19 protein-coding genes and 1 pseudogene are annotated in these 24,699 nt (G+C 51.8%); 10 read left to right on the top strand and 10 right to left on the bottom strand.

The window, feature by feature from the left end:
* The first annotated feature begins 5 nt into the window (after window positions 1-5).
* The 4 genes from CJA_RS19130 (at window position 6) to tnpC (CJA_RS13790) (ending at window position 4,021) form a co-directional block, all read left to right on the top strand.
* A complete protein-coding gene (locus CJA_RS19130; protein ID WP_012488449.1) occupies window positions 6-1,643 on the top strand; it encodes an eCIS core domain-containing protein in 1,638 nt (545 codons plus the stop codon).
* Between the two features lie 94 nt (window positions 1,644-1,737).
* On the top strand, window positions 1,738-2,052 hold the full coding sequence (gene tnpA / locus CJA_RS18745) for an IS66 family insertion sequence element accessory protein TnpA (RefSeq protein WP_012485813.1): 315 nt from the start codon (window positions 1,738-1,740) through the stop codon (window positions 2,050-2,052).
* A complete protein-coding gene (gene tnpB / locus CJA_RS13795) occupies window positions 2,049-2,399 on the top strand; it encodes an IS66 family insertion sequence element accessory protein TnpB (RefSeq protein ID WP_012486948.1) in 351 nt (116 codons plus the stop codon). Before tnpA (CJA_RS18745) ends, tnpB (CJA_RS13795) begins: the two co-directional genes overlap by 4 nt.
* A 38-nt stretch (window positions 2,400-2,437) precedes the next feature.
* The gene (gene tnpC, locus CJA_RS13790; RefSeq protein ID WP_012486949.1) at window positions 2,438-4,021 is read left to right on the top strand and encodes an IS66 family transposase; all 1,584 of its coding nucleotides are present in this window, start codon (window positions 2,438-2,440) and stop codon (window positions 4,019-4,021) included.
* A gap of 165 nt (window positions 4,022-4,186) precedes the next feature.
* On the opposite strand, the gene CJA_RS13785 is transcribed toward tnpC (CJA_RS13790), so the two are convergent.
* The 7 genes and pseudogenes from CJA_RS13785 to CJA_RS13755 all read right to left on the bottom strand — a co-directional run bounded on the left by CJA_RS13785 (window position 4,187) and on the right by CJA_RS13755 (window position 11,186).
* Window positions 4,187-4,486, bottom strand: a complete 300-nt coding sequence (locus CJA_RS13785; protein ID WP_012488447.1) for a hypothetical protein — start codon at window positions 4,484-4,486, stop codon at window positions 4,187-4,189.
* A 307-nt stretch (window positions 4,487-4,793) separates the two neighbouring features.
* The gene (locus tag CJA_RS13780; RefSeq protein WP_012488445.1) at window positions 4,794-5,936 is read right to left on the bottom strand and encodes a serine hydrolase domain-containing protein; all 1,143 of its coding nucleotides are present in this window, start codon (window positions 5,934-5,936) and stop codon (window positions 4,794-4,796) included.
* Between the two features lie 497 nt (window positions 5,937-6,433).
* Window positions 6,434-7,585, bottom strand: coding sequence for an IS4-like element ISCja2 family transposase (locus tag CJA_RS13775; protein WP_012485938.1), 1,152 nt, complete (start codon window positions 7,583-7,585; stop codon window positions 6,434-6,436).
* Between the two features lie 165 nt (window positions 7,586-7,750).
* Window positions 7,751-9,313, bottom strand: coding sequence for an IS66 family transposase (tnpC, locus tag CJA_RS13770; RefSeq protein WP_049765376.1), 1,563 nt, complete (start codon window positions 9,311-9,313; stop codon window positions 7,751-7,753).
* A gap of 38 nt (window positions 9,314-9,351) precedes the next feature.
* Window positions 9,352-9,700 (bottom strand): annotated as a pseudogene (gene tnpB / locus CJA_RS20035) (IS66 family insertion sequence element accessory protein TnpB).
* On the bottom strand, window positions 9,697-10,011 hold the full coding sequence (tnpA, locus tag CJA_RS18740; protein WP_012485813.1) for an IS66 family insertion sequence element accessory protein TnpA: 315 nt from the start codon (window positions 10,009-10,011) through the stop codon (window positions 9,697-9,699). The pseudogene tnpB (CJA_RS20035) and the gene tnpA (CJA_RS18740) overlap by 4 nt, the downstream one beginning before the upstream one ends.
* Window positions 10,012-10,079: 68 nt before the next feature.
* Complete coding sequence (locus CJA_RS13755; protein WP_012488444.1) at window positions 10,080-11,186, bottom strand: DUF6531 domain-containing protein; 1,107 nt, start codon at window positions 11,184-11,186, stop codon at window positions 10,080-10,082.
* 479 nt (window positions 11,187-11,665) lie between these two features.
* Here CJA_RS13755 and CJA_RS13750 point away from each other — a divergent pair, with 479 nt between their 5' ends.
* The 3 genes from CJA_RS13750 (at window position 11,666) to hrpB (ending at window position 19,425) form a co-directional block, all read left to right on the top strand.
* On the top strand, window positions 11,666-13,468 hold the full coding sequence (locus tag CJA_RS13750; RefSeq protein WP_148208880.1) for a choice-of-anchor X domain-containing protein: 1,803 nt from the start codon (window positions 11,666-11,668) through the stop codon (window positions 13,466-13,468).
* Window positions 13,469-13,630: 162 nt separating this feature from the next.
* Window positions 13,631-16,939, top strand: coding sequence for a ligand-binding sensor domain-containing diguanylate cyclase (locus tag CJA_RS18735; protein ID WP_083766872.1), 3,309 nt, complete (start codon window positions 13,631-13,633; stop codon window positions 16,937-16,939).
* A 41-nt stretch (window positions 16,940-16,980) separates the two neighbouring features.
* Window positions 16,981-19,425 carry an ATP-dependent helicase HrpB gene (hrpB, locus tag CJA_RS13740; protein ID WP_012488439.1) on the top strand — a complete coding sequence of 815 codons (2,445 nt, stop codon included), beginning with the start codon at window positions 16,981-16,983 and terminating at the stop codon, window positions 19,423-19,425.
* Here hrpB and CJA_RS13735 read toward each other — a convergent pair.
* From CJA_RS13735 to CJA_RS13725, 3 genes are all read right to left on the bottom strand, one after another.
* Window positions 19,422-20,279, bottom strand: coding sequence for an intradiol ring-cleavage dioxygenase (locus CJA_RS13735; protein ID WP_012488438.1), 858 nt, complete (start codon window positions 20,277-20,279; stop codon window positions 19,422-19,424). The two genes, hrpB and CJA_RS13735, sit on opposite strands and share 4 nt — an antisense overlap.
* A 105-nt stretch (window positions 20,280-20,384) precedes the next feature.
* Window positions 20,385-21,047 (bottom strand): response regulator, encoded by a 663-nt coding sequence (locus tag CJA_RS13730; RefSeq protein WP_012488437.1) that lies wholly within the window; start codon window positions 21,045-21,047, stop codon window positions 20,385-20,387.
* 21 nt (window positions 21,048-21,068) lie between these two features.
* Window positions 21,069-22,547, bottom strand: coding sequence for an ATP-binding protein (locus CJA_RS13725; RefSeq protein ID WP_049765468.1), 1,479 nt, complete (start codon window positions 22,545-22,547; stop codon window positions 21,069-21,071).
* Window positions 22,548-22,731: 184 nt separating this feature from the next.
* Here CJA_RS13725 and grxD point away from each other — a divergent pair, with 184 nt between their 5' ends.
* The 3 genes from grxD (at window position 22,732) to lpxL (ending at window position 24,594) form a co-directional block, all read left to right on the top strand.
* Window positions 22,732-23,049 carry a Grx4 family monothiol glutaredoxin gene (gene grxD, locus CJA_RS13720; protein WP_012488434.1) on the top strand — a complete coding sequence of 106 codons (318 nt, stop codon included), beginning with the start codon at window positions 22,732-22,734 and terminating at the stop codon, window positions 23,047-23,049.
* 119 nt (window positions 23,050-23,168) lie between these two features.
* Window positions 23,169-23,495 carry a hypothetical protein gene (locus CJA_RS13715; RefSeq protein ID WP_041551546.1) on the top strand — a complete coding sequence of 109 codons (327 nt, stop codon included), beginning with the start codon at window positions 23,169-23,171 and terminating at the stop codon, window positions 23,493-23,495.
* A gap of 133 nt (window positions 23,496-23,628) precedes the next feature.
* The gene (lpxL, locus tag CJA_RS13710) at window positions 23,629-24,594 is read left to right on the top strand and encodes an LpxL/LpxP family Kdo(2)-lipid IV(A) lauroyl/palmitoleoyl acyltransferase (RefSeq protein ID WP_012488431.1); all 966 of its coding nucleotides are present in this window, start codon (window positions 23,629-23,631) and stop codon (window positions 24,592-24,594) included.
* Window positions 24,595-24,699: the final 105 nt, after the last annotated feature.

The following is a 24,699-nucleotide window of genomic DNA, read 5'->3' as shown; positions in this document are numbered from 1 at the left end:
AACCAATGAGCACTTACGCAACGGCACAGCAATCCACATCCCGGCGGCAGGTATCAAATACGCACCACCCGCAACCTGCCTTTACAGATAATCGCCCCTCCGCCATTGCGCAGTTGACCCAGCAAAGCCTGATGGCCGCCAGTGCCAAAGAGGCTCAATTAAAAGCTCATAATGCCTCAATGCAAGAATCTGCCCTGGTTCAGTGCAAAGCCAGCGGTTATGTGACCAATATTATTCAGCGTGTTGAAGAGGATGACGAGCCTTGGCAAGGGAAAATGAAATCTGGTCGGGGCCAATCCCTGGCGCAAATTCAGGTGGCCAATAACACTGGCTTGCCCAGCCAGTTGAAAGCCGGTGTTGAATCCCTCTCAGGTATGAGTTTTGACCATGTCAAAGTCCACTACAATTCTGCCAAGCCAGCCCAATTGAATGCTCATGCCTATGCCCAGGGTAGCGATATCCATCTGGGGCCAGGCCAGGAGCAGCACCTTCCTCACGAGGCCTGGCACCTTGTACAACAAGCCCAGGGGCGCGTGAAACCCACTACCCAGCTTCAGGCCGGGATTCCGGTCAATGATGATGTACACCTGGAGCAGGAAGCAGACACCATGGGCGCGAGAGCCCAAAGCATGGGGCAACAGGCGGTTGCGCAAAAGTCTTCACGTGGTTTAAGCACGCCCAGTTCTACCATACAGATGGCGAAAATTATCCAACTCGCTACTCGATCCGGTACGTTTAATCCTAATGCAGCCAAGGCACCCACCAATGCTGCGATGCCCGGCATGCAGGCCCCTGCCTATGGTGGTGTGTCCGCCAACAATACTGGCCTCCTGGGGGGACGCAACGGTATTCACAACCCTGCTTATGGCTCGGGGGTAGGCGGTATCCGGCCTCCACAATGGGCCAATCTGGTAAATCTCACCGGTGGTAACCCCTGGGTACAGTTACACCTGCTCAATGACAACCTGGGCGGCCAGGGCCAGGCTACCAATCTGGCCCCCGGCTCCAGATCCTTTAACTCTCAGCATCTACACGGTGCAGAAAAGCCTGTAAAAAATTGGGCTGGTCATTCCGGTGCTGCGCAAGCCGCCAATAAAGCGGCGGATTACCAGGTAACCGCCCAATACAATACGCCTGGCCCTGTTATTACTGAACTACATCAGATGTACGACCAAACTCATAATATGCAGCAAATGATTGCCAACCGACGTGGGCAGCTCTATTCGTTGTCTTACCAAAATCTGTATAACACGAATCAAGCATTCCAAAATCTGGTGGACACGGATAACCAGGCCCAGACAAATTACCAGCTTGTTATGAATTTCATTAATGCCGCGTATTTTCAACATCTTGCCCTAGGATATGCCCCACAATTTTTTGTTCCACCTATCCAGGTTCCTAATCCACCAGTGAGAAGTGCCCAGTTAGTACAAATAGAGAATCTGCTTGATCAGTTCGCTCTAAACCAGGCTATCCAGGATGTGCAGGCAGAAATAACATCTGATAAACAATGGATTAGCAATTACGTGGCTGCGAGTTTCCCATCGTCATTTACCTGTTCGGCCATTTTCTATGAAGAAAACCCGGTCGGAAGCGGAACCATAGTGGCTACTGCTCCACAGCAGATTACGATTTCTTATTGATACACAGAAATAAAGTAAGCGCCTAACTAACCCCATCTATCGAGTTAATTGTTTTTTTACTAAGGTACTTTTCCTAAATTCACCAGGAGGCCTTATGAAAAAACGTAACGAAGAACAATGGCGAGCACTGTTTGCGCAGCACGACGCCAGCGGTGTATCAGCAGCCGTTTTTTGTAAGCAGAACGAGCTGTGCCCCAAATACTTCAGCTTGCGCCGCAAACAATTGGCAAAGATGGCCAGTAAAGAGGAAGCCGGTTTTGTTCGTGTAAAAGTAAAGCCCAAAATACCGCACGAAGCTTCTGGTGTGAAGGCTGCATCACTGACCATTCGCCATCATGTAGGCCAGCTTGAATTTGGCACACTACCGCCACCTCAGTGGCTGGCCCAATTGCTCAGGGCGTTGGCATGATCCAGTGGGATGATGTGCCGGTATACGTACACCGGCAACCGGTGGATTTTCGCAAATCCATTAATGGGTTGAGTGTCTTGGTGCAGGAGTCCATGGCACTGGAGGTATTTTCCCGATCCGTGTTTGTGTTTGGCAATCGCACCCGCAATAAAATAAAAATCCTCTACTGGGATAAAACCGGGTTTTGTCTGTGGTACAAGCGGCTGGAAAAAGACAAATTCAAATGGCCACGCCGGGGCGATGACGTGTTATCCCTCACCAATGAACAGTTCGATTGGTTATTACGTGGATTGGATATCGAAAAGCTACAACCGCATACTGAAAAATATTTCTTTTCTGTCAGTTAATGCTATCAACCTGTGCATGGGTTTTATAAAATATACCCATGAAAAATATTTCTGACCTTGTGCAAGAAAATATCGAACTGCAAAAAATAGTTGCGAATAAAGACGACATTATTTCATTGCATGAGAGATCCCTTCAAGAAAAAGAACAATCCCTTCACGCCAAAGAAAAGCGCATTCGCCTCCTTGAGGAATACATCCTCTCGCTTCAGCAAAAACAATTTGGCAGTTCCAGTGAAAAGCAGGAAGTGCTTCAAGCGGAGCTGGTCTTTACCGAAGCGGAGGATACCGCGGAAGCCGAAGCCCCTGAACAAGTGGATGCCTTTGCCGATGACACGGTTGTTGTAGCGGAGCATAAACGCAAGAAGAAACGTGCATCCATTCCCAAAGAGCTACATCGTATCGAGATTACCCACGATCTGCCTGAGGATCAAAAATGCTGTCCGCACGATGGATCGTTATTAAAACCCATCGGTTTTGAATCCCACGAACAATTAGACATTATCCCCGCCAGTGTTCGGGTGTTACATCACAAACGATTGAAATACGCCTGCCCCTGTTGCGAAAACTATCTTGTGACCGCAAAGAAACCCGCACAACCGATTGAAAAAAGTATCGCCTCACCCGGGCTGTTGGCCCATATTGCCACGCAAAAATATGTAGATGCCATGCCGCTGTATCGCCAGACGGACATTTTCAAACGTATTGGTGTGGAGATGGATCGCACTACACTCGCCAACTGGATGATCCGTTGTGGAAACCTGGTGCAGCCATTAATTAACTTGCTGCACGAAAGAATGTTGGAACAAACGATTCTTCATGCGGATGAAACGCGTGTGCAGGTGTTGAATGAAACCGGTCGTGCGGCTGAAACACAGAGTTTTATGTGGGTATTGCGCAGTACGCAACCCACGTGTGCAGCAGTGCTTTATCGCTACGAACCGACACGCAGTGGAAAAGTAATCACGGAATTGCTACGTGATTTTAATGGCGCACTCATGACCGATGGCTATGCAGCTTACAACGCACCTTGTGAAAAAAAGGGTATTACCCATTTAGCCTGTTGGGCACATGCGCGTCGCAAGTTTATCGAGGCACAAAAAATCCAGGCGAAGGGAAAAACCGGTAAAGCAGATCAAGCGATTGCGTTTATCCAGCAGCTCTATGGAATAGAAAAGGCGATTAAGGACAAAACGCCGGAAGAAAAATATCAACTGAGACAAACACAATCGCTGCCGGTGTTACAAAAAATAAAAGTCTGGTTGGATAAAGGCTTGGCACATTCACCGCCACAATCGTTGATTGGAAAGGCATTGCATTATTTGCATGAACAATGGCCGAAGCTGGTTCGCTATGTGGAATCGGGGGATTATCCGATTGATAACAATGCAGCGGAGAATGCAATCCGCCCGTTTGTGATTGGGCGAAAAAACTGGCTATTCTCCACAAGTCCCAAAGGGGCCACGGCGAGTGCAAATTTATACAGTGTGATTGAAACCGCCAAGGCCAATGGGCTGGAGCCTTATGGGTATTTAAAAACAATCTTCACTGAATTACCCAATGCGACAAGCCTCGAACAGATCGAGGCATTATTACCGTGGAATTACAAGGATGGGGTTAGTTAGGCGTTTACCATCAAACCGCCAATTATGGCGACAGGCTATGGCACAGCTTAGTCGAAAATTTCAACAATGTGATGAACAGCTTCACCCGTTAAACCTATGTCTCAAAAGAACGCCCTGCCAACAGGCGGATCATTGAAATGGCGCATCACCGCCGGATTGCGCAGATCAGGGATGGAAATACCGGCCAGAATACCCATTGGCCGAGCTGGACAGCACCACCCATTTCTGCACCCAGGTGCGAATCTGGGCGCAACCGCTGATCGGCACCCCATGGATAATGGTCTTGCTGCGGTTATTGCAGTTGCCATCGTGCAGGGCAAACACAACGCGGCCCTCACCTGCATCACCGCCGACATAGGGGCCAGTGCCACCACGCAGGTCGGCGCACAGCACTATCCCCAGCAGGCGGAAAGGGCTTTCCTGCGACAAGAGATCTGCCCCAGCCCACCACTGCGGATTTCCCAATTGCGAATTATCTCCTGGTAAACCAGAGGCCGCATCGTCACGTTAAAACCGTTGATCGCCAGCCGCTACACACCCAATTGCTGGCGGTTGCCCGGGGCAAACAGGATCGACTTTTCTGCATCGCGCTTGGCCAGCAACTGGGCATTGTCCTTGGCGAAAACATCGAAATCAAACTCAACCCGGGCAGGAAATACACACCATCACCAGCACGGGTATCCCCCCCCGGGAACCGTCATCAACCAGGGAACCTGGGTTTTGTCGAAGGTGAAGGCCTTACTGCGCTTTTTGTGTTGTGGTACATACCCAACTATTTTTGAATAAAATATTCAGCCTCCATTGCCTCACTTAATCCATAAAACGATCCAGAGTCTACCGAGTTCCAATCATTGGTCACAAATAATAGTAAAACGTCACTATTGATATCGCGATAAAACAAAGAGAAAAAGTAAGGATTACCGCCTGTGTGATATATTGCGGCAGTTTCGGCATCATTGTTTTTCTCAACATGCCAACCGTAGCCATAGTATTGACTCTCAGCATTAACATGAGGAGTAAAGAGCTTTCTTTTTGATTTCTCGGATAAGACAAGATTGTTTTCCAGTGCCAGATGCCAGCGATGAAGGTCATTCAAAGTGGAGAGCAAGCCACCGTTTGCCCTAAGGTTCCACCATGGCCCATCTTTTGCCCAATATTGATCTAAAGGCGTTCCCCATCGATCATTCGCACCTAACCAATAGGCCGTGCGCGCCAGCCAGCCGCGGAAAGTGACAGCACGACTTCGGTAACCGACAGCAAGATTTTTAGACTCCCATTCCGGTTTGATATATCCCGTATGATTCATGCCTGCCGGTTTGAAAAACTGCTCATATAAAAATTCTTCATAACCTTTACCAGAGGCCTTTTCAATGATGATGCCCAGTAAACTGTAGCCAACATTGGAATAGTGGTATTTCTCTCCGGGCTCAGAGTGAAGCCACGAATTCAAGGCATTTTTCTCTAACTCTTCACGCGTGACTTTACGATAATCCCACTTATAGTCTCCCTTCAGTCCTGAGGTATGGGTTAGCAGGTGGTGAAGCGTAATGTTCTTTTTATCTTCTGGCACTTTGTCAAAAAAGCGATCCAGTGTATCGCTCACAGACAATACACCTTGCTCCTCAAGTTTAAGTATTGCTGCCGCCGTAAATTGCTTGGTTAACGAAAGCACATCAACCACAGTATCTGCTGTAAAGGGCTGATTGCTTTCTTTATCCGCCAGGCCAAAGCCTTTCTCAAAGAGAATGTCATCACCTTTGACAATCAAAACCGAACCTGAAAAATCTGATGATGCTCTGGCTTTGCTCCAAGTCTCCATAGGTGACTCAATCTCGTTTGCAATAGCACTGAAAAAAGAGAATGATCCTATAAAAATAATAATTACGCAGTAAATGATTGTATTTGGTGAACGCAAACTTGATCTCCTTAAGCGTTAATTAGATTCTTTGATTTTTAGCCTTACTTATTCATTCATCAAAATCATGCATATGGTACTCATCATAGAGCAAATCTCCTCCCAAAAACCTGCCCTACAGTAGATTGATAAATTCATGTGAGCTAAAGAGTAACAGAAAGAGAAGCACTTTAATATCTTCTGTTTATGGTTTCCGGCGGTATCAACAAAAAGTGACAGATCCCCAATCCCTAGATCATGACAACGATAAGGTTTCCAATTATCCTGTCTTAAAGTCCTTAAATATCAGAGACGATTAGTGATTTTGCGTCAGCCTCTATTGCTGATTCAGTCTATAATTACTATTAAACTAAAAGCTATTTCAAAAGTCCTAACAAATAATCAACATACACATCAGCCATTTTTTAACTTGTATTTAAACCACTTAATCTAGACGCCATGAACAATATGGCGTTTTTTAAAGCTAAGTCTGAGCCACTGCTGTCCCATAGTTCTACTCATAAGGCGAGCCTCATTTGAGGCTCGCTTTTTTTATGATTCGGCGGGTCCGGTATCAGGATGCTTTTTAGACTCCTACGCTCAAACAAATTTAACTGAATTACCCTCATGATCCGTTGAACTGTCCATCCCGCTTTAGTGCTGTGACGCGAAAATGCCAACAATAGATACGTAATCATGGCAATCCAAATTTGTGTTAACACCGCATTTCTTGAAGTGCCCACAAACGCTTTGATCTTCAGGTTTTGTTTGATCGCTTTGAAGAACAACTCCACCTGCCAGCGATCCTTATAAATCGCTGCAATTGTGGCCGCCGCCAGCTGAAAGTTGTTGGTGAGAAACTCATAGAATTTGCCGGTTGTTGCGTCACGATAGCCAATTCGACGCAACTTCGGTGCGCCGCGTTTGATCGCATGAGCGCTGGATAATTGAATGACCTGATCACTGATAATACCTTTGCTGCTGTCGGCATAGCGACGTTCTTCCACGCGATAGACGGCTTTGGCGCGCAAGCGGGTTACAAAGAAAACTCCTTTATCTGTCAATAACTTAAACCAGCGGTAATCCACGTAGCCTTTATCAAACGCAACGATGCTGCCTTTGGGAAAATCAAATTTTCGTCCCTCAATCATGTCGTTTTCCTGGCCATCACTGAGTGCGACAAACTCCGGCACTTGGGTGCCATGATTCAGGCCAACACTTAATTTTACATTTGCTGTGTCATCTCGATGCGCCGCCCAGGGAAATACCGACAGCGATAAATCAATCGCGCTGGCATCAAGGGAGTACAGCGGATTTTTAAACTGGAATTTGTGTTTGCCCTGCATGGATTTACAGCGGTGAAGCAGACGAGCAAATACGTGTTTGTAGAGTTCGGCGGGCTGTACTTCGTTGATTCGTGCCAACGTTGAACGGGCTATTGGCTTGGCACCGAGATGATAAAGTTTATGCTGCTGTGCTTCGAGATTGGATTGAATATCACGCAAGCTTTGGCGGCCAGAGAGCTGCGACATGGCCATGCCGACAAATTGATCCCAGCGGGTGGCCGAGCGCAATTTTTGGCCGACATGATGCTTTTTAGCTTCCGCTTCAAATTCATGTCTCGATAAAGGTTTGAGTAGTTGATGAAATGCGGTGTTAGAATGTGACAAAGCCTGTTTTCCTTTGTTTTACCAATGTTTGGTCGCACTTACATTGTATCAACTTGGAAAACAGGCTTTTCTTTTATCTACAAACTATGGGACAGCAGTGAGTCTGAGCAGGCTTTTTTATGCACGGGTGTCTATTGTTGCTGATGTTTTTTATTTCGTAAACGCCTAACTAACCCCATCCTTGTAATTCCACGGTAATAATGCCTCGATCTGTTCGAGGCTTGTCGCATTGGGTAATTCAGTGAAGATTGTTTTTAAATACCCATAAGGCTCCAGCCCATTGGCCTTGGCGGTTTCAATCACACTGTATAAATTTGCACTCGCCGTGGCCCCTTTGGGACTTGTGGAGAATAGCCAGTTTTTTCGCCCAATCACAAACGGGCGGATTGCATTCTCCGCTGCATTGTTATCAATCGGATAATCCCCCGATTCCACATAGCGAACCAGCTTCGGCCATTGTTCATGCAAATAATGCAATGCCTTTCCAATCAACGATTGTGGCGGTGAATGTGCCAAGCCTTTATCCAACCAGACTTTTATTTTTTGTAACACCGGCAGCGATTGTGTTTGTCTCAGTTGATATTTTTCTTCCGGCGTTTTGTCCTTAATCGCCTTTTCTATTCCATAGAGCTGCTGGATAAACGCAATCGCTTGATCTGCTTTACCGGTTTTTCCCTTCGCCTGGATTTTTTGTGCCTCGATAAACTTGCGACGCGCATGTGCCCAACAGGCTAAATGGGTAATACCCTTTTTTTCACAAGGTGCGTTGTAAGCTGCATAGCCATCGGTCATGAGTGCGCCATTAAAATCACGTAGCAATTCCGTGATTACTTTTCCACTGCGTGTCGGTTCGTAGCGATAAAGCACTGCTGCACACGTGGGTTGCGTACTGCGCAATACCCACATAAAACTCTGTGTTTCAGCCGCACGACCGGTTTCATTCAACACCTGCACACGCGTTTCATCCGCATGAAGAATCGTTTGTTCCAACATTCTTTCGTGCAGCAAGTTAATTAATGGCTGCACCAGGTTTCCACAACGGATCATCCAGTTGGCGAGTGTAGTGCGATCCATCTCCACACCAATACGTTTGAAAATGTCCGTCTGGCGATACAGCGGCATGGCATCTACATATTTTTGCGTGGCAATATGGGCCAACAGCCCGGGTGAGGCGATACTTTTTTCAATCGGTTGTGCGGGTTTCTTTGCGGTCACAAGATAGTTTTCGCAACAGGGGCAGGCGTATTTCAATCGTTTGTGATGTAACACCCGAACACTGGCGGGGATAATGTCTAATTGTTCGTGGGATTCAAAACCGATGGGTTTTAATAACGATCCATCGTGCGGACAGCATTTTTGATCCTCAGGCAGATCGTGGGTAATCTCGATACGATGTAGCTCTTTGGGAATGGATGCACGTTTCTTCTTGCGTTTATGCTCCGCTACAACAACCGTGTCATCGGCAAAGGCATCCACTTGTTCAGGGGCTTCGGCTTCCGCGGTATCCTCCGCTTCGGTAAAGACCAGCTCCGCTTGAAGCACTTCCTGCTTTTCACTGGAACTGCCAAATTGTTTTTGCTGAAGCGAGAGGATATATTCTTCAAGAATACGAATGCGTTTTTCTTTGCTTTGAAGGGACTTTTCCTGCGCTGAAATAATATCGTCTTTATCGGCAACTATTTTTTGCAGATCAATATTTTCTTGCAGAAGATCGGGTTTGTTTTCCATCCACACATCTTATAAAAAACCTGCGCAGGTTGATAGCACTAATTCGCCGAGAAGAAATATTTTTCTGTGTGTGGTTGAAGCTTTTCAATATCTAACCCGCGCAACAGCCAATCAAACTGTTCGTGAGTCAGTGATAACACAGCATCACCCCGGCGTGGCCATTTGAATTTATCTTTTTCCAATCGTTTGTACCACAGACAAAACCCGGTTTTATCCCAGGAGGATTTTTATTTTATTGCGGGTGCGATTGCCAAACACAAACACGGATCGGGAAAATACCTCCAGTGCCATGGACTCCTGCACCAAGACACTCAACCCATTAATGGATTTGCGAAAATCCACCGGTTGCCGGTGTACGTATACCGGTACATCATCCCACTGGATCATGCCAACGCCCTGAGCAATTGGGCCAGCCACTGAGGTGGCGGTAGTGTGCCAAATTCAAGCTGGCCTACATGATGGCGAATGGTCAGTGATGCAGCCTTCACACCAGAAGCTTCGTGCGGTATTTTGGGCTTTACTTTTACACGAACAAAACCGGCTTCCTCTTTACTGGCCATCTTTGCCAATTGTTTGCGGCGCAAGCTGAAGTATTTGGGGCACAGCTCGTTCTGCTTACAAAAAACGGCTGCTGATACACCGCTGGCGTCGTGCTGCGCAAACAGTGCTCGCCATTGTTCTTCGTTACGTTTTTTCATAAGGCCTCCTGGTGAATTTAGGAAAAGTACCTTAGTAAAAAAACAATTAACTCGATAGATGGGGTTAGTTAGGCGCTTACAATGACTTTATTGTCCGTGTCAGTGACTTTACTAATGTGACTGTTGGTACCCCACTCAAGACGAAGTATTTTTCCTGAACTGTGGGTTATGGATTGTAGTTTGTTACTGGATGTTGAGTCGTAACCCAGTACCCAGCTAAGGCTATGGCGGTTGATGATGGATTCCAGCCTGCCATTTAGGCCAAAAATTTCGGTTTCACCTGTTTCTTTATTTTCCAGCTTCCAGCGTTGATCAGTGAGTTGCGTTAAAACTAAATTTTTATTATTGGCTTCAGTTGTTGTCCAACGGCTTGTACTTGCGCTGAATATAAACTCGTCGCTGAATTGTGTAGTGTTGTTTAGGTATATTTTTTTGAGCGTGTCACTGTTTTTAGTGCTTGAGCATGCGGTACTGACCGTATTGTTTAGTTTGAAATTGCACCATCTGCCGTCTTTAAATGAAAACATCAGGTGCCTATCGAGTTTCGTTGACCATCTGTGACCAAACAGATAGGAACTGCCATCGTAAGAGCTATAGTTTCTCGTGATATGCAACGGAAATTCGGTATTTTCGGTAAAATCAATATGCGTTAGGATTTTTTTGCCTGTCTCTATCATGACTGGCAGGCAGGTTTTGTGATCTCCCAGATTTTCATAGGCAGGATTCATTTGGATAGGTTGTTTGGCAACATTGCTTGCAATTAGATTGGCTTCTTCCTTAAGGAGCGACTTCAATTCTTCCAGTGCGGCTAACCTGTCTCTCTCAAGAGCCCTTTGCTGCCTAAGGTATTCCTGCTGCCTTAAATACGCCTCCAGGTCACCTTCTACGAGTAATTCTTCAGGCGGGATATTGGGTTGATTAGTATTTTTCTGGGCCTCAGCCTGCATACAGGCTGCCAAGTTTGCTTCTGCTCGACTTTTGTCACTTTGATAGTTGACCGCTGTTGGATTGCCGTTTAATACGGCATTGTAGTCAGCTAGTGCACCTTCACACGCAGCAAAAGATGGCAACGCAACGAAGATTGAAAATAACCCACCAATAGTGGCGATTAGTGTATTTATGAATGGTGATTTACAGAATTGGACTCGATTCACAGTCCTTTGTTTGCAGCTCATGGCTATCTCCGTAGTGACCTATTTATTTTAAATAGTTGCATTAATGTTATCGGTTACATGGTATGGCGCATAAAGCTGCTCTGTCAATCCAATTGCAATAATTTCCCTCCCCTGCGCATTCACTGCTGGTTGTACACAGTGGTGGATGCGCTTTTTTATGTTCTGTTTTCTATAGGATTTTCAATGCCAACTGGTGATTTCGTAACAGTTTTTACTGGGTAAAAACCACCCATTGGCATGTGGATTTTGGTTTGCGCGGTATGGCGCGACAGCTTCTCATGGTCAGTTTGACACAGAGTTTTCAAGCTTCTATCACTAGCCCAGCACAGGGAAATTCAGGGAGGGGTAGAGCGCTGTGTGCCCATCTGTGTCAGTGCGTATTGATTCCGAGGGATTCTTCCATTCAGATAAATACAAGGGTGTTAACCATGAGACTCAGGACAAACCTTCTCGCACTCGCCTTACCGGCGAGTTTCTGTATGGCTGTTGGGCTCCAGGCGCAAAACCTGGAAACCCCGGCGGTCGATCACAAGCCTGCGCAATTGCAGTTGACGCGGCTCGATGACAAGGTGGCACTGATCAGTGCGGCCTTTCCCAGTGAGCAAAAACGCAGTAAGGCGCTGACCTTTAGTTTTGGCAAAACGCTGGTGTCCCTGGTAGACGATGGCAGTCAGGGGGATGTTCGTGCAGGTGATGGTATTTTCTCCGCCAAAATCGAGTTTGATTTTGACGCGTTTGCCAAAAGCAATGCGCAATTGCTGGACAAAAACGCAGCGGAAAAATCCCCTGTCTTTGCGCCGGGCAATCGCCAGCAGTTGGGGATTCAACACCTGGCGATAGGGGCGGACAGCGCGCGCTTGATTACCATCAATGGCAACAAGGAGCAGAGTTTTGTATTGCCCTTTGATGCCAGCCTGATCCGCATTGATCAAACCATTGAGTTGCCATTGGTCAGCCTGCCTATGGGAATTCCCCTGGATACGGCACCTGTGAGCCGCTCGGTTAGTGTTCCCCGTTCACTGATGATTACCGATGTCAGTGTCGTGAATGATCCGAGCCGCACCTGGGCGTGTAATGGCACCAATACATCACCGGTTGGCAATCCCACGGGCGATTGGACCTTTTGGCGTTTGATGGAAAATATTGCCAATGGCACGTCATCGACATCGGATTACATTAAACGCCTGTTCCGTCACTGGGCCAATAACCAGGTGGTCAACGGCTTTAATGTGGCGGCGCGCCCGTTGGTCTATCAAGAGGTTATTCGCAACTGGGAAATTCGCAGTGGTGGCGTCGGTGCCGACCTCTTGCCGGACAAGAGCCCATTTCGCTTGCTCGGGATTGTATTGCGCGCCGACCTGCGCGGCGGCACGGGGCCTTATGCGGGCGGTGACGCCGGTGAGGGGCGTTTTGTGTTTGCCCTGCACGATGGCAACTGCAATAACCGCAGCAAAACCATCATCCTGGAGTACAAGGTACCTATCACGGGTTGTACCAATATTCGCGATTGGGCGCGCAAATGGATAGACCTGGCGTCCTCGGCCAATTACAACCAGGACCTGAACTCACTGACCCAGGTGTTTGCCGCTGCCGGTGCCAACCCCTTTGGCCCCAACCAGAGTGCGATAGGCCAGGTGCGTACCAATGAGCTGTTGCCGGGGTCGCCCCATTGGGAGATGCGTGAATTTGTCCTGCCGGATTCCGGCGGTAACCTGATTGAAACGACGGTGAAACAGGAACCCCATATCGGATTCAATAACAGCGCCACCCTGGCCAATTACCTCAACCTCAACTGGCCAAGCCTGGTTGGCCCACCGTCTGGCCAGCATATTGTCCCCGATGAATTCCCGGTTCCGGGCAGCCCTTTCCTGGCGGGCAGTTCACCGGTAGTCGGTATGTGGTCGGCACCCTCGGGGGCTTTGACTATCCCGACCTCCCCGGCACCGGTAACCCCGCCCCCGGCGACTATCCGTGACGACGCATTGTTTGAGTTTGCGTTAAACACCTGCAGTGGCTGCCACTTGATGGAAACCAGTACACCGTTTGCGCACCTGGATTACAACTCGATCCCCGGTATGCCGGCATTCCTGTCGGGCTTCCTGACCGGTATTTCGATTCCCGATCCGCGCAACCCGGCGGTGATGCGCCACTTTAACGATCTGGCGCGCCGCGCTGCGGACCTGTCTGTGGCGGCCAATATGAGCTGCTCAAGGGTTGTTGCGCCGGGTAACCTGGTACTGCAGCAACTGACGTCCCCGGCGGTGCTCAGGGCCGTGCACTAACTGGGGCAGTGTTAAAAAGGCATCCTGTACTACTGCGCCCTGCCAATTTGGCAGGGCGTTTTTTTAGGCATGAGCGCCCTGCAAGTGAATCTGTTCGCCGCATTGTTGAAAAATTCGACTAAGCTGTGCGATAGCTTGTCGCCGTAATCGGCGATCTGATGTGTGAGCTTGCTGCGTATGGGATGTTTGCCAATTTCTGTGCCCACTCAACCGGGGCGTTTATTGATCGTGATATTGCTCTGGCTTTGGGTTTGTCCGCTCTGGGCCCGGCCATTGGCCGATGAGGTTCATCTGGCGTTTCGCCATGTGTTGCCGGATCAGGTGGCAACCATTGGTTATATCAACGCCATGGCCCAGGATAGCCAGGGCTTTATGTGGTTTGGCGGGGCCAGCGGCCTGGCGCGCTACGATGGTTACAACCTCAAGATCTATCACCGCGAGGAGGGGCGCCCCGGCAGCCTCAGCAACAACTATATCAATGATCTTTTGCTCGCCAGTGATGGCAGCCTCTGGGTGGCAACCCGCAGTGGCCTGGATCGCTATGATGCGCGCAGCGACCGTTTTGAACATTTCCAATTGGTGGAGGGCGATCCGCGCGGGGCCGCGGGCAGTGATATCACCTCCATGGCTGAAGATGCCCAGGGCAATTTCTGGGTCAGCTCCCGCGCCGGCCTTGCCTATTTCTACCCGGTGAGCGGCCAGTTTGATTACCACCCGGAGGCGCTGCCCACGAGCGAAGGCAGCAGTATTATCTGGCGTGTGGTCCTGGATCATCAGGGCACGCTGTGGCTCGGGTACCAGGTGCATGGGGTGGGGCATTACGACCCTGTAGCGCGCCAGCTGCGCCATTATCCAGCAGCAGCCCCTGGCACCCAGGCGGTCAATCCCCCTGAAGCAGAGCGCTATTTCCCCGGTCCCAGTTTTGCGGATGTGCGTGAATTGTATGTGGATCGGCACAATACCCTGTGGGTAGGCACCTATGGCGGCGGCCTCAACCGCTATCGACGGGACCAGGACGATTTCGAGCGACTGGTGCACGATACGACTGAAAAGGGCGCCATTGTCTGGGCGATCCGCGAAGATCACCAGGGCAATCTCTGGGTGGGGGATGGCAGTGCCGTTTACCAGCGACCCAGGGACAGCGACAGGTTCTACCGTTTTACCCACCAGGAAAACCTGCCGACCAGCCTGGGCAACTATGTGGTTAATCGCCTGTTTGTCGATCGCCTCGGTGATATCTGGGTGGGGTTTTTCCCGGCGGGGGTGGATCGTGTCGACCGCCAGGCCTCGGTATTTCGCAATTACAGCCACAGTGCTGCCGACCCTAATTCGGTGGCTGATGGCGGTGTGCTCTCTGCCTTTGAAGACCCCAAAGGCAACCTCTGGGTGGGTGCCGGTTATGGGCTGAGTTATTACGACCGCCAGCAGGGACTGTTTACCCTCTACCGTCACGACCCTGCCAATCCCAATAGCTTGAGCGGTAACACAGTGCTATCGGTGGTACAGGATTCCCGCAACCAGTTATGGCTGGGCGTGTGGTCCGGCGGCTTGAATCGACTCGACCTGGCCACCGGCCGGTTTCACCACTACCTGCCCAGTGCTGAAAATCCCACGGCGATCCGCGGTCGCGAGCCCTGGTCAGTAATAGAGGACAGTCGAGGTGATATTTGGGTCGCGACAGAGTTGGGCCTCAACCAATACCAGCGCCGCAGCGATAGCTTCCGTTACTACCTGCCCAGCCCCGAGCAGATGGATGGTGACGGCACCCTCTATGCGCGGGTGGTATACGAGGATAAGCGCGGCAATATCTGGTTGGGCAGTATTCGCGGTTTGTTCCTGCTCGACCGTGAAAAAGGCACCTTTACTCGCTATGCCCACAATCCCCAGGACCCCACCAGCCTGTCGGCCAATTTTGTCTTTGCGCTTTATGAGGATGACCAGGGCAATTTCTGGGTGGGTACGGATGGCGGTGGCCTTAACCTGATGGATCGCGACAAGGGGACTTTCATCGCCTACACCAGCCAGCATGGGCTGGCCGACAATGTAGTGGCCGGTATTGTCGCGGATCGCCAGGACAACCTCTGGCTGGGGACCCAGCGCGGCCTGTCGCGGTTTGATCGACGCACGGGGCGTTTTACCAATTACGACAAGCGCCACGGTTTGAACGATAACCTGTTTAATCGCAACACCCCCGTTAACACCCGCACCGGCGATTTGTTTTTTGGTAACAGTCGCGGCTTTACCCTGTTTAATCCCGCGGAGTTGCACCTCAATACCCAGGTACCCCAGGTGGTGATTACCGAGTTGCAAATTTTCAACCAACCTGTGGCGGTAGGGGCAGAGGACTCTCCGTTGCGCCAGACCATTGGTTACACCGACCAGCTCACCCTCAGTCACCGGGACTCTGTGTTTTCACTCGAATTTGCTGCCCTGAGTTACCAGTTGCCGGATAACAACCAATACGCCTATCGCCTGCAGGGGTTTGATGCCAACTGGCACCGGGTGGGCAACAAACGCAGTGCCACCTATACCAACCTGGACCCGGGGCTCTATGTGTTCGAGGTCAAGGCAGCCAATAGCGATGGTTTGTGGAACGAAACCCCCACCCGCCTGCAGATCCGGGTGCTGCCGCCCTGGTGGAAAACCTGGTGGGCTTATTGTGTGTATGTGTTGGCGATTGCCCTGATCCTCTATTGGTTTAACCATGTGCAGCGGCTCAAATTGTTTAATGAGGGCTTGCGCCAATCCCAGCGTGAACTGGAAGAGGCTTATCGCAAACTGGAGGCTGCCAGCCTTTCCGACCCGCTGACCGGCTTGAAGAATCGCCGTTTCCTGAGCCAGTTTATTGCGGCTGATGTCGCCATGGCCGAACGCGCCTACCAGAATTGGCTGGCAGACAGGGCAACGGGTGTAGAGGGGCCGGCCCCGACAGATGCCGACCTGATTTTTATGCTGCTCGATATGGATCACTTCAAATCGGTCAATGACAACCATGGCCATGGTGCCGGTGACAAGGTGCTGGAACAGCTTAGCCGGTTACTTGAAACCGCTGTGCGTGAATCGGATTACCTGGTGCGTTGGGGCGGTGAGGAGTTTTTGATTGTGGTGCGCTTTGCCAACCGTACCGAAGCACCGGAAATGGCCGAGCGCATTCGCCAGGCGGTGGCTAATTACGAATTCAAACCGGGTGATGGCCAGGTGTTGCGCCGGAGTTGTTCCATGGGGTTTGCCTGCTATCCCTTTTATCCCGAGGCGCCCACGGCGCTGCGCTGGGAGCAGGTGGTCGATACTGCCGATCGCGCCCTCTACGCAGCCAAAAAATCCGGTCGCAATCGTGTGGTAGGCCTGATGGCAGGTAATCGCCCGGCGCAAACCTTTAGCCCTTCCATGCGCGAGGATATTGGTGAATTAATCAATGCCGGCACCTTGCAAGTCTCGGGTGCCGAAGCGGGAGCGCCGCTGGTCTGGTAGACTCGCCGCCATCCTGTTGCCACTGTTTCTATCCCACTATCGTGACACATACCTGGCTCGATCAACTCCCCGATTTACCACTCAGCGCTCTGCGCGACGGGTTTATGTCCGCCTTGCAGCAGACGCCACTCCTGCTCGAAGCGGAGCCAGGTGCAGGTAAATCTACTTTGGCACCACTCTGGGCATTGGCACAGGTTGCTGAGGGGCGACAGGTGATCCTGGTACAGCCGCGTATCCTTGCCGCCCAGGCACTGGCAGTGCGCCTGGCGCAATTGCTGGGTGAAGCCTGCGGTGAGCGCGTGGGTTACCAGGTGCCCTATGACTCGCGCGTATCATCCCGCACACAACTGCTGGTGGCGACGCCCGGCGTGCTATTGCAACGCTTGCTGGCCAACCCGGAACTGGGAGATGTCGGCTGTGTAATGCTCGATGAAATCCACGAGCGCAGTGTTAACCAGGACTTGCTCTGGGCGCTGCTGCAAGAGGTGCAAATCCTGCGCGATGATGTGCAATTGGTGGTGATGAGTGCAACGCCTGATCCCGCCCTGCAACAGCAGATTCACCATCGCTTGTTTGCACCGGGCCGTTGTTTCCCGGTCAGCGTGCACTACCAGCCGCCTAAAGCCCTGGGCAGCGGCCAATTCAGCCAGGAGGAAAAACTGCCGGCGCAGTTGCTGCGAGCCCTGGCGAACCACGGCGATTGGCAAACTCGCTGTGTACTGGTGTTTCTACCCGGCTGGCGCGAGATCGACGATTGCGCAATGGCGTTACACGATGCCTATCCCTCCGTGCAACTCTTTCGCCTGCACAGCCAGGTTGCGGCACAGGAACAGCGCAATGCGCTGGACCCGGCGCAGGGGCCGCGCGTCATCCTCGCCACCAATATTGCAGAGACCTCGCTCACCATTGCCGATGTCACCCTGGTCATTGACTCGGGTTTAGCGCGCCGTGTGGATTACGAACAGCGCACGGGGTTGTCGCGGCTGCGCACTGCGCGCATCAGTATGGCCAGTGCCGAGCAGCGTCGCGGCCGTGCCGGGCGGGTACAGGCGGGTCAATGCATTCGCCTCTGGTCGCAAGACCAGCCCCTGGCGGCGGCTGATTTACCGGAAATCCGCGCGACCGATTATTTGCCGTTGGCATTGCGCATTGCCCACTGGGGCAGTCCGGCGCAGAGCCTGCCCTGGTTAGAACCCCCTAATCGCCTCGCCTTGCAATTCGCGCAGCAGCAATTGCAGTTGATGGGATTGCTGGATGTACAGGGAATGATTACCGATGCAGGGCGCTGCGTCAGCGAACTGGGAACCCATCCGCGCGTAGCGGCCTTATTGCTCAACCAACAGCAACAGGTTGCCCGGCCGCTCTTGTTGCTCGCCTTGGCCTTGCATTTTGACTGGCCGGCGGAGCAAGACCTGGTGTCGTGGCTGGACAGCGCCGGGCGTGAGCGCGCCCGTAATCGCCAATGGCAAGTCCAGTGCAAGCGCTGGTTGAATGTACTGGCGTTGGTTGAGGTAGAGCGCGAACTGGTGGCAGTCGACGCCCTGGCGTTGGCGCGCGCGTTTAACGACCGTATTGGTTATCGCCAGGAGTCCGGTCGCTACCGCGTGAATTCCGGCATCAGTGTGCAAGCGTCATGCGACAGTGATTGGGCCGTATTCCCGCTGATCAGTCCTAAAGCCAAAGGCCACAGTGGTATCGGGCTACCGCTGGTACTCAATCGTGAGCAACAACGCCAATTCAGCCAGTGCGATACCCGCCTGGAATTCAAACAGCAGCGCTGGCAAATGGGCACCGCCTGGCGTATGGGCGGGGTGTTGATCGACGAACAATGGCAGCCATTACCCGCGTCGGACATTCCCCGTGCGCTGTTGCAACAGGTGCGCGAACACATTCAACAAAAGGGATGGGATTCGCTTCGATGGCCCGCCAATGCCCAGCGTTTGTTGCAGCGTGCCCGCCTGGTAGCCAGTAGCGGTTTACTGGTGTTACCGGCGTTGGATGAGGAATATTTAATAGCGAACCTGGATGATTGGCTGTTGCCATTTTTAACGGCGCAAACGCAGCTCGACCAGTTGCCCTGGCAGGCTGCCCTGGAGTTTTACCTCGGTTATGACAATGTCCAGAACATAGCCGCGCTTTTACCGGAGGCGATTGAACTCCCCAGTGGCCGCCGGGTGACGGTAGAGTTTTCCAGTGAAGGCCAGCCACAGGTAGCGGCCAAGTTGCAGGAATTCTTTGGCTGCGAACAGCTGCAACTGGCACAGGGGCGTATTCCCCTGAAAATCCATTTGCTATCACCCAACGGCAGTCCCCTGGCGGTTACTGCCAACTTGCAAACCTTTTGGCAACAAGCCTATCCAGACGTAAGAAAAGAAATGCGCGGGCGCTACCCTCGCCATCCCTGGCCGGAAAATCCGCTTGAGCACCAGGCGACTGCCTTGACCAAAAAGAAATTGGCGCAGCAGCCGTCGACTCGCGCAAACTAAAGCGCCAGTCCCACCTCCAATTCAGCGACATAACCGTCACTGACACTACCGGTGACAGTTGCCAGTTGGTATTCCACACCATCACTAAACACATTGTCAGTCGCGAAGCTGGTCACGGAGGTATTTTGCCCCTTGGTATAAAGCGTCGAGTTATACACCGCGCGGGTAATATCCTGCGGAAATGCCATTTGTGAAATTTTGCTGGATTGGGCATTGCTGCCATAGTTGGTTAAAAAAATCTGGAAATGGATATGGGTAATTCGCCCGGCGTACCAACCGGGGTAAACCGTTGTAAAACTGGCAACACCATCGGTGTCGGTATACTGGATGCCGCGGCAATAGGTTTTGCCGACCTCGGTGGTATAACCCGAGTAGTTGCCATCCTTATCACAGTGCCAGATATACACATAGGCAGAGACAGGCGTACAACTGTTATTGACGTTAACCAGCTTGAGTTTGACTTGCAGCGGCACACCGGTTTTGTCTTCCGCAATGTTTTCGCGCAGGATCAGCGAATTATCGAGCAGGGTGGATAGCGGGTAAGGGCCGATAGTTTCGGTCGGAATAACCACACAGCTGCCGGAGCCGCTACTGCTGGAGCTGGTAGCGATACTGCTGGTAGTGGCGCTGGAGCTTGTGGTGCTGCTACTGGTAGTGGCACTACTGGTGCCGGTGCTGTTACTGCCGGACGAGCCACCCCCACAACTGATAAGGCCTGCTGCGCCGGCCAGGCCAAATAAGCCCAGGGCACCTAACGCCTTGCGTCTGTGGGGATCGTGTAAATTATAAGATGGGGTTGATGTGGTGGTCGGTTGCAGATCGCGTGAAGCGCTATTGTTATCCAGGCTATTCATAGTGTCTCCAGATAGGTTACCCAGGTGACACTATGACACTGAATTTTTCCTGAACTTGTGTAAGCATCGCACAACCATTGTGGAGCAATTGTGCAAGCCTGAGGATTACTCCACCTGCAGGCGATAACCCACTCCATAGACCGAGTGGATAATTTCCTGCGGGTGGATCTGCTGTAATTTTTTGCGCAACTTGGTGATATGCGAATCCATGGTGCGATCACTCACCACCCGGTGGTCAGTGTAGGCATTTTTCTGTAACAGGTCGCGCGAGACGACCTTGTGCTTGTGTGCAAACAGGGTTTCCAGAATGCGGAACTCTATGGCGGTTAACTCGATACTCTGGCCCTGGTGGTGCACCTGCATGGCCTCTTTATCCAGGTGTAGGATACTGTTGTCCGCGCCGCTGGGAGCCTGGCTGCGCCTAAGGACTGCTTTTACCCGTGCGACGACTTCACGCGGGCTGAACGGCTTGCAGATATAATCGTCAGCACCGACCTCCAGACCCAACAGGCGATCAATTTCCTCTACCTTGGCGGTGGTCATAATGATTGGCACTTGCGATTGCTTGCGCACCTCGCGGCATACACTCAAGCCATCAAGTTTAGGCAGCATCAGGTCGAGGATAATCAGATCCCACTGGCCATTGCGGATCCTGGCCAATGCGCTTTCACCATCACCCACCAGCTCGGTGGTGTAGTTTTCGGCGTTGAGGTAATCGCGCAAAATCTCGCCCAAATCGATTTCGTCTTCCACAATCAAAATATTCATCGTTATTGGTTCCTAAGGTCATTATTCCTGTAGCAGGGGCAGCCTGATGCTAACGGCTAGTCCACCCAGGTCACTGTTGCTAATCGCAATACTGCCCGAGTGGGCCTCGACAATGTTGCGGCAGATACTCAAACCCAGGCCGGCACCGCCGGTATCGCGGCTGCGCGATGATTCGGCGCGGTACAGGCGTTCAAATAATTTTTCATGCAATTCAGGATCAACGCCGGGTTCCGTGTCATCAATGCGAATGAGTGCGCTTTTGTCATCGCGTTGCAAACAGAGGCGAACCTGGCCGGGGCTATTGGTGTAATTGATACTGTTGTGCAGCACATTGAGCAGCAACTGCTGCAGACGCTGTGGGTCGGCAAATACCGGGATTTTATCGCTGCCCAGGTCTGTGCTGAAATCCAGTCCCGCCTGGACAAATTTAGCGTCCAGTGAATGGCAGAGTTCGCTGACCAGTTCGTACAGTTCGCATGGTTGTTTGCGATAGCTGAGCGCACCTATATCGGTCAGCGATAATTCGTAGAGATCGTTAACCAGATGGGTCAGGCGCGCCGCGTGTTTCTGCAGGCGCGCCAGGGCTTTTGCGTCGAAATGGCGCACGCCATCTTCCAGGGCCTCAAGGTCTGCCTGCAAGACAGCAAGGGGGGTGCGCAGCTCATGGGATATATCGGCTACCCAGCGCTTGCGGGTCTGCTCGCTCTGTTCCAGGCTTTGCCCCAAATGGTTCAGGTGCTGTGCCAGGGTGGATAATTCATCGCTGCCACTCACGCTCAGGCGCTCCTGGTAGCGGCCTGCACTGAGTGATTGCACATGGCGGGCCAGGCGCTGTACGCGCTGGGTTAGCAGGTAGGACAAGGGAATTGCGCAGAGCAGGGCAATCCCCAAGGCTATCAGGGTCATGACCAGGAAATGGGTTTGCTGGCGTTCGGCAAACTGGGTATCCAGCAGATCGCGCAGGGCGGGATTGATCGGCGTCCCCAGGTATCCCAGGGTTTTGTTATCGGGGCTTTGGATGCGCGAATAAATGTAATGTTCGTGGTTTGCCTCTTCGCCCGCTACCTGGCGCTTGTCTGCATCCTGCAGGATAAAACGGGTGCGCAGGGCGCGCAGGCGCAAAATCCAGCGTTCATTGTTGATCCAGTCGGGCAGGGGTTGTATGCGCGGCTGGGCCGGAGGACTCCAGCGCGGCGGTTCCTGTGGCGGCTCCCTGTCGCGTTCGCGCTCAGGTTCCGGCATGGCTTGTCCCATGCGGCGATATTGGTTAACAAACCATTCCCAGCGCCCCGGCTGCTGGAAGGCATCCCAGCTGCCTGTGCGCTGGTAGTGGCTGGACAGGGCCTCAAGCAGTACTGCATTGCGCTCGTTTTCCCGGCCTTCCAGATAGCGGGTGAAGCTGTGCTCAAAACTTAGCCTCGAATAGAAAAACAGCCCCATGGTCAGCAGGAGCGCAAATCCCACAAAGGCCAGAAACACCTGAACACGCAATTTGAACATCAATCAATATCCCGGGTTAAGTCGCACCTTGGCGACCCTTAATAACAACATTAACCAGCTTGTTCGCGCTTGCCAATTGGCCGACAACGAATAGCTGGGGTAAAATGGCAATACTTGACTGCATTACTTGGTTTTTCGGCGGTTTTGTGCTGCCCATCATTACTCTGATCCGAGGTGAATTAGGATGGATGTTTTAGAGACAATCAAACAACAAATTGGCGAGAATCCAGTGATTCTTTACATGAAGGGCTCGCCCAATGCCCCCCAGTGTGGTTTTTCCATGCGCGCCTCCCAGGCGCTGATGGCCTGTGGCCAGCGCTTTGCCTATGTCGATATACTCAGCAACCCGGAAATTCGCAGCGAATTGCCCAAGTTTGCCAATTGGCCAACCTTCCCCCAATTGTGGGTCAACGGTGAATTGATTGGTGGTTGTGACATCATCACCGAAATGCACGAGAAGGGCGAACTCAAGCCCCTGATTGACGCCGCTGTGGCTGGTTAATTCCTTATTAGCCGGTTTTTATTTTCGATTCAGGCAGCTTCGGCTGCCTGTTTCTTTTCCGATATGGGATACAGGGCAGAGCCAAAGGCTTGTATCCCCCGTTGCCAAGAGAGGGCCCTATGCAGATTAGCCAGGTTTCCGCTGCCGTAGATGCCAAGCTGCGCCAGTTGGACAGACAACTGGATGACTTGAATTGCCAGCAACAGCAAGCCGGCATCGAGGCACAGGCAACATTGGCCAGGGATATAGCCGCCCTGCAGCAGGTGCGCCGGAAACTGGTGAAATCCCGCGATCTTGCCGTTCGCGCCCACCAATTGGAGCAGGATACTAACTCTGTTGCAAAAGAGCAGGCACGGGCACGCCAGCGTTTGCTGGGGTTAAGTTTGTGTGCCATTAGCTTGCTGGGTGGTATTGCACTGATTGCCTATGTGGTTGTGAATCTCTAGTACCAGGGGGGGCTGCGATCGTTTTCCCCATACCTTTGTTATGGTCGCATCATTCCCTGTTCAGCCAGCCTTGCTATAATTTTGCGCCTCCTGCCAACCTGGCCAGTTAACTGGCCTCAGATATAGAGCAACCATGAGTTCGGATAATCCCAAATCTCCCGTTTTTGAGCGCGCTTTTCTTGCCCCCCGTTTTTGGCCTACCTGGTTGCTACTGGGCTTTTTCTGGTTAATTGCCCAGCTACCGGTACGCCTTAACCAGGCGGTAGGCTATGGGCTTGGCTGGTTACTGTTCTATCTGGCTCCAGCGCGGCGGCGTATTGCAGCAATCAACATTGAATACTGTTTTCCCGAGCTGGATGCCAGGGCGCGGGACAATATGGTGCGCGGGGTTATCTATGCCTGTGGTTTGAGTTTTGCCGAGACGGCCATGGGGCTTTGGGGGGCAAAGGACAAAATGCGCGGCCGCTATGAGCTGACCGGGCTGGAGCATATCGAAAATGCCCTGGCCGAGGGTAAGGGTGTGTTGCTGATGGGGTCACACCTGACCACCATTGATATTTCCGGCCTGATCATGTCCTACCATATCAAAGCCGATGTCCTGTATCGCAGCGATCCCAATCCACTGATGTCCTACGCGATCGCCAAAGCCCGCAGCCGGGTAAACGACGATGCCATCCAGCGCAACGATACCCGTAAATTGATTAAAAACCTGCGTATGGGGCATATCGTCTGGTATGCGCCGGATCAGGATTATGGTGCCAAGCACAGTGTCTTCGCTCCCTTTTTTGGCATCCAGGCGGCGACAGTCGTAGCGACGTCGCGTATTGCCAAACTGTCGGGGGCTGCCGTTATTCCCTTCTTTTGCTACCGTGAAGCCAAAGGCCGTTTCCGCCTGGTGGTACAGCCGCCGCTGGATAATTTCCCCAGTGGTGACGATGTGGCCGATGCAACCCGGGTAAACCGTATCCTGGAGGATGCAATACGCGTTGCTCCCGACCAGTACCTCTGGGTGCATCGCCGTTTCAAGACCCGGCCGGAGGGGGAACCCGGTTTCTATCCTCACAAGAAAAGATCGCGACGAAGGGCGGTTAGCGGCTAATCTTAAGACGACGCTTTAACTGTCAAAAGAATATGCTATAAAGCGCCAACCCCGCCGGGACCCATCCTGCCAGGATACCGGTCCGCTTCACTGCACACCTTGAGG

The organism is Cellvibrio japonicus Ueda107 (genome assembly GCF_000019225.1).
In the GTDB taxonomy this organism is placed as follows: Bacteria; Pseudomonadota; Gammaproteobacteria; order Pseudomonadales; family Cellvibrionaceae; genus Cellvibrio; species Cellvibrio japonicus.
The sequence above is the reverse complement of the archived record's forward strand: the minus strand, read 5'-3'. Positions and strand labels throughout refer to the sequence as shown.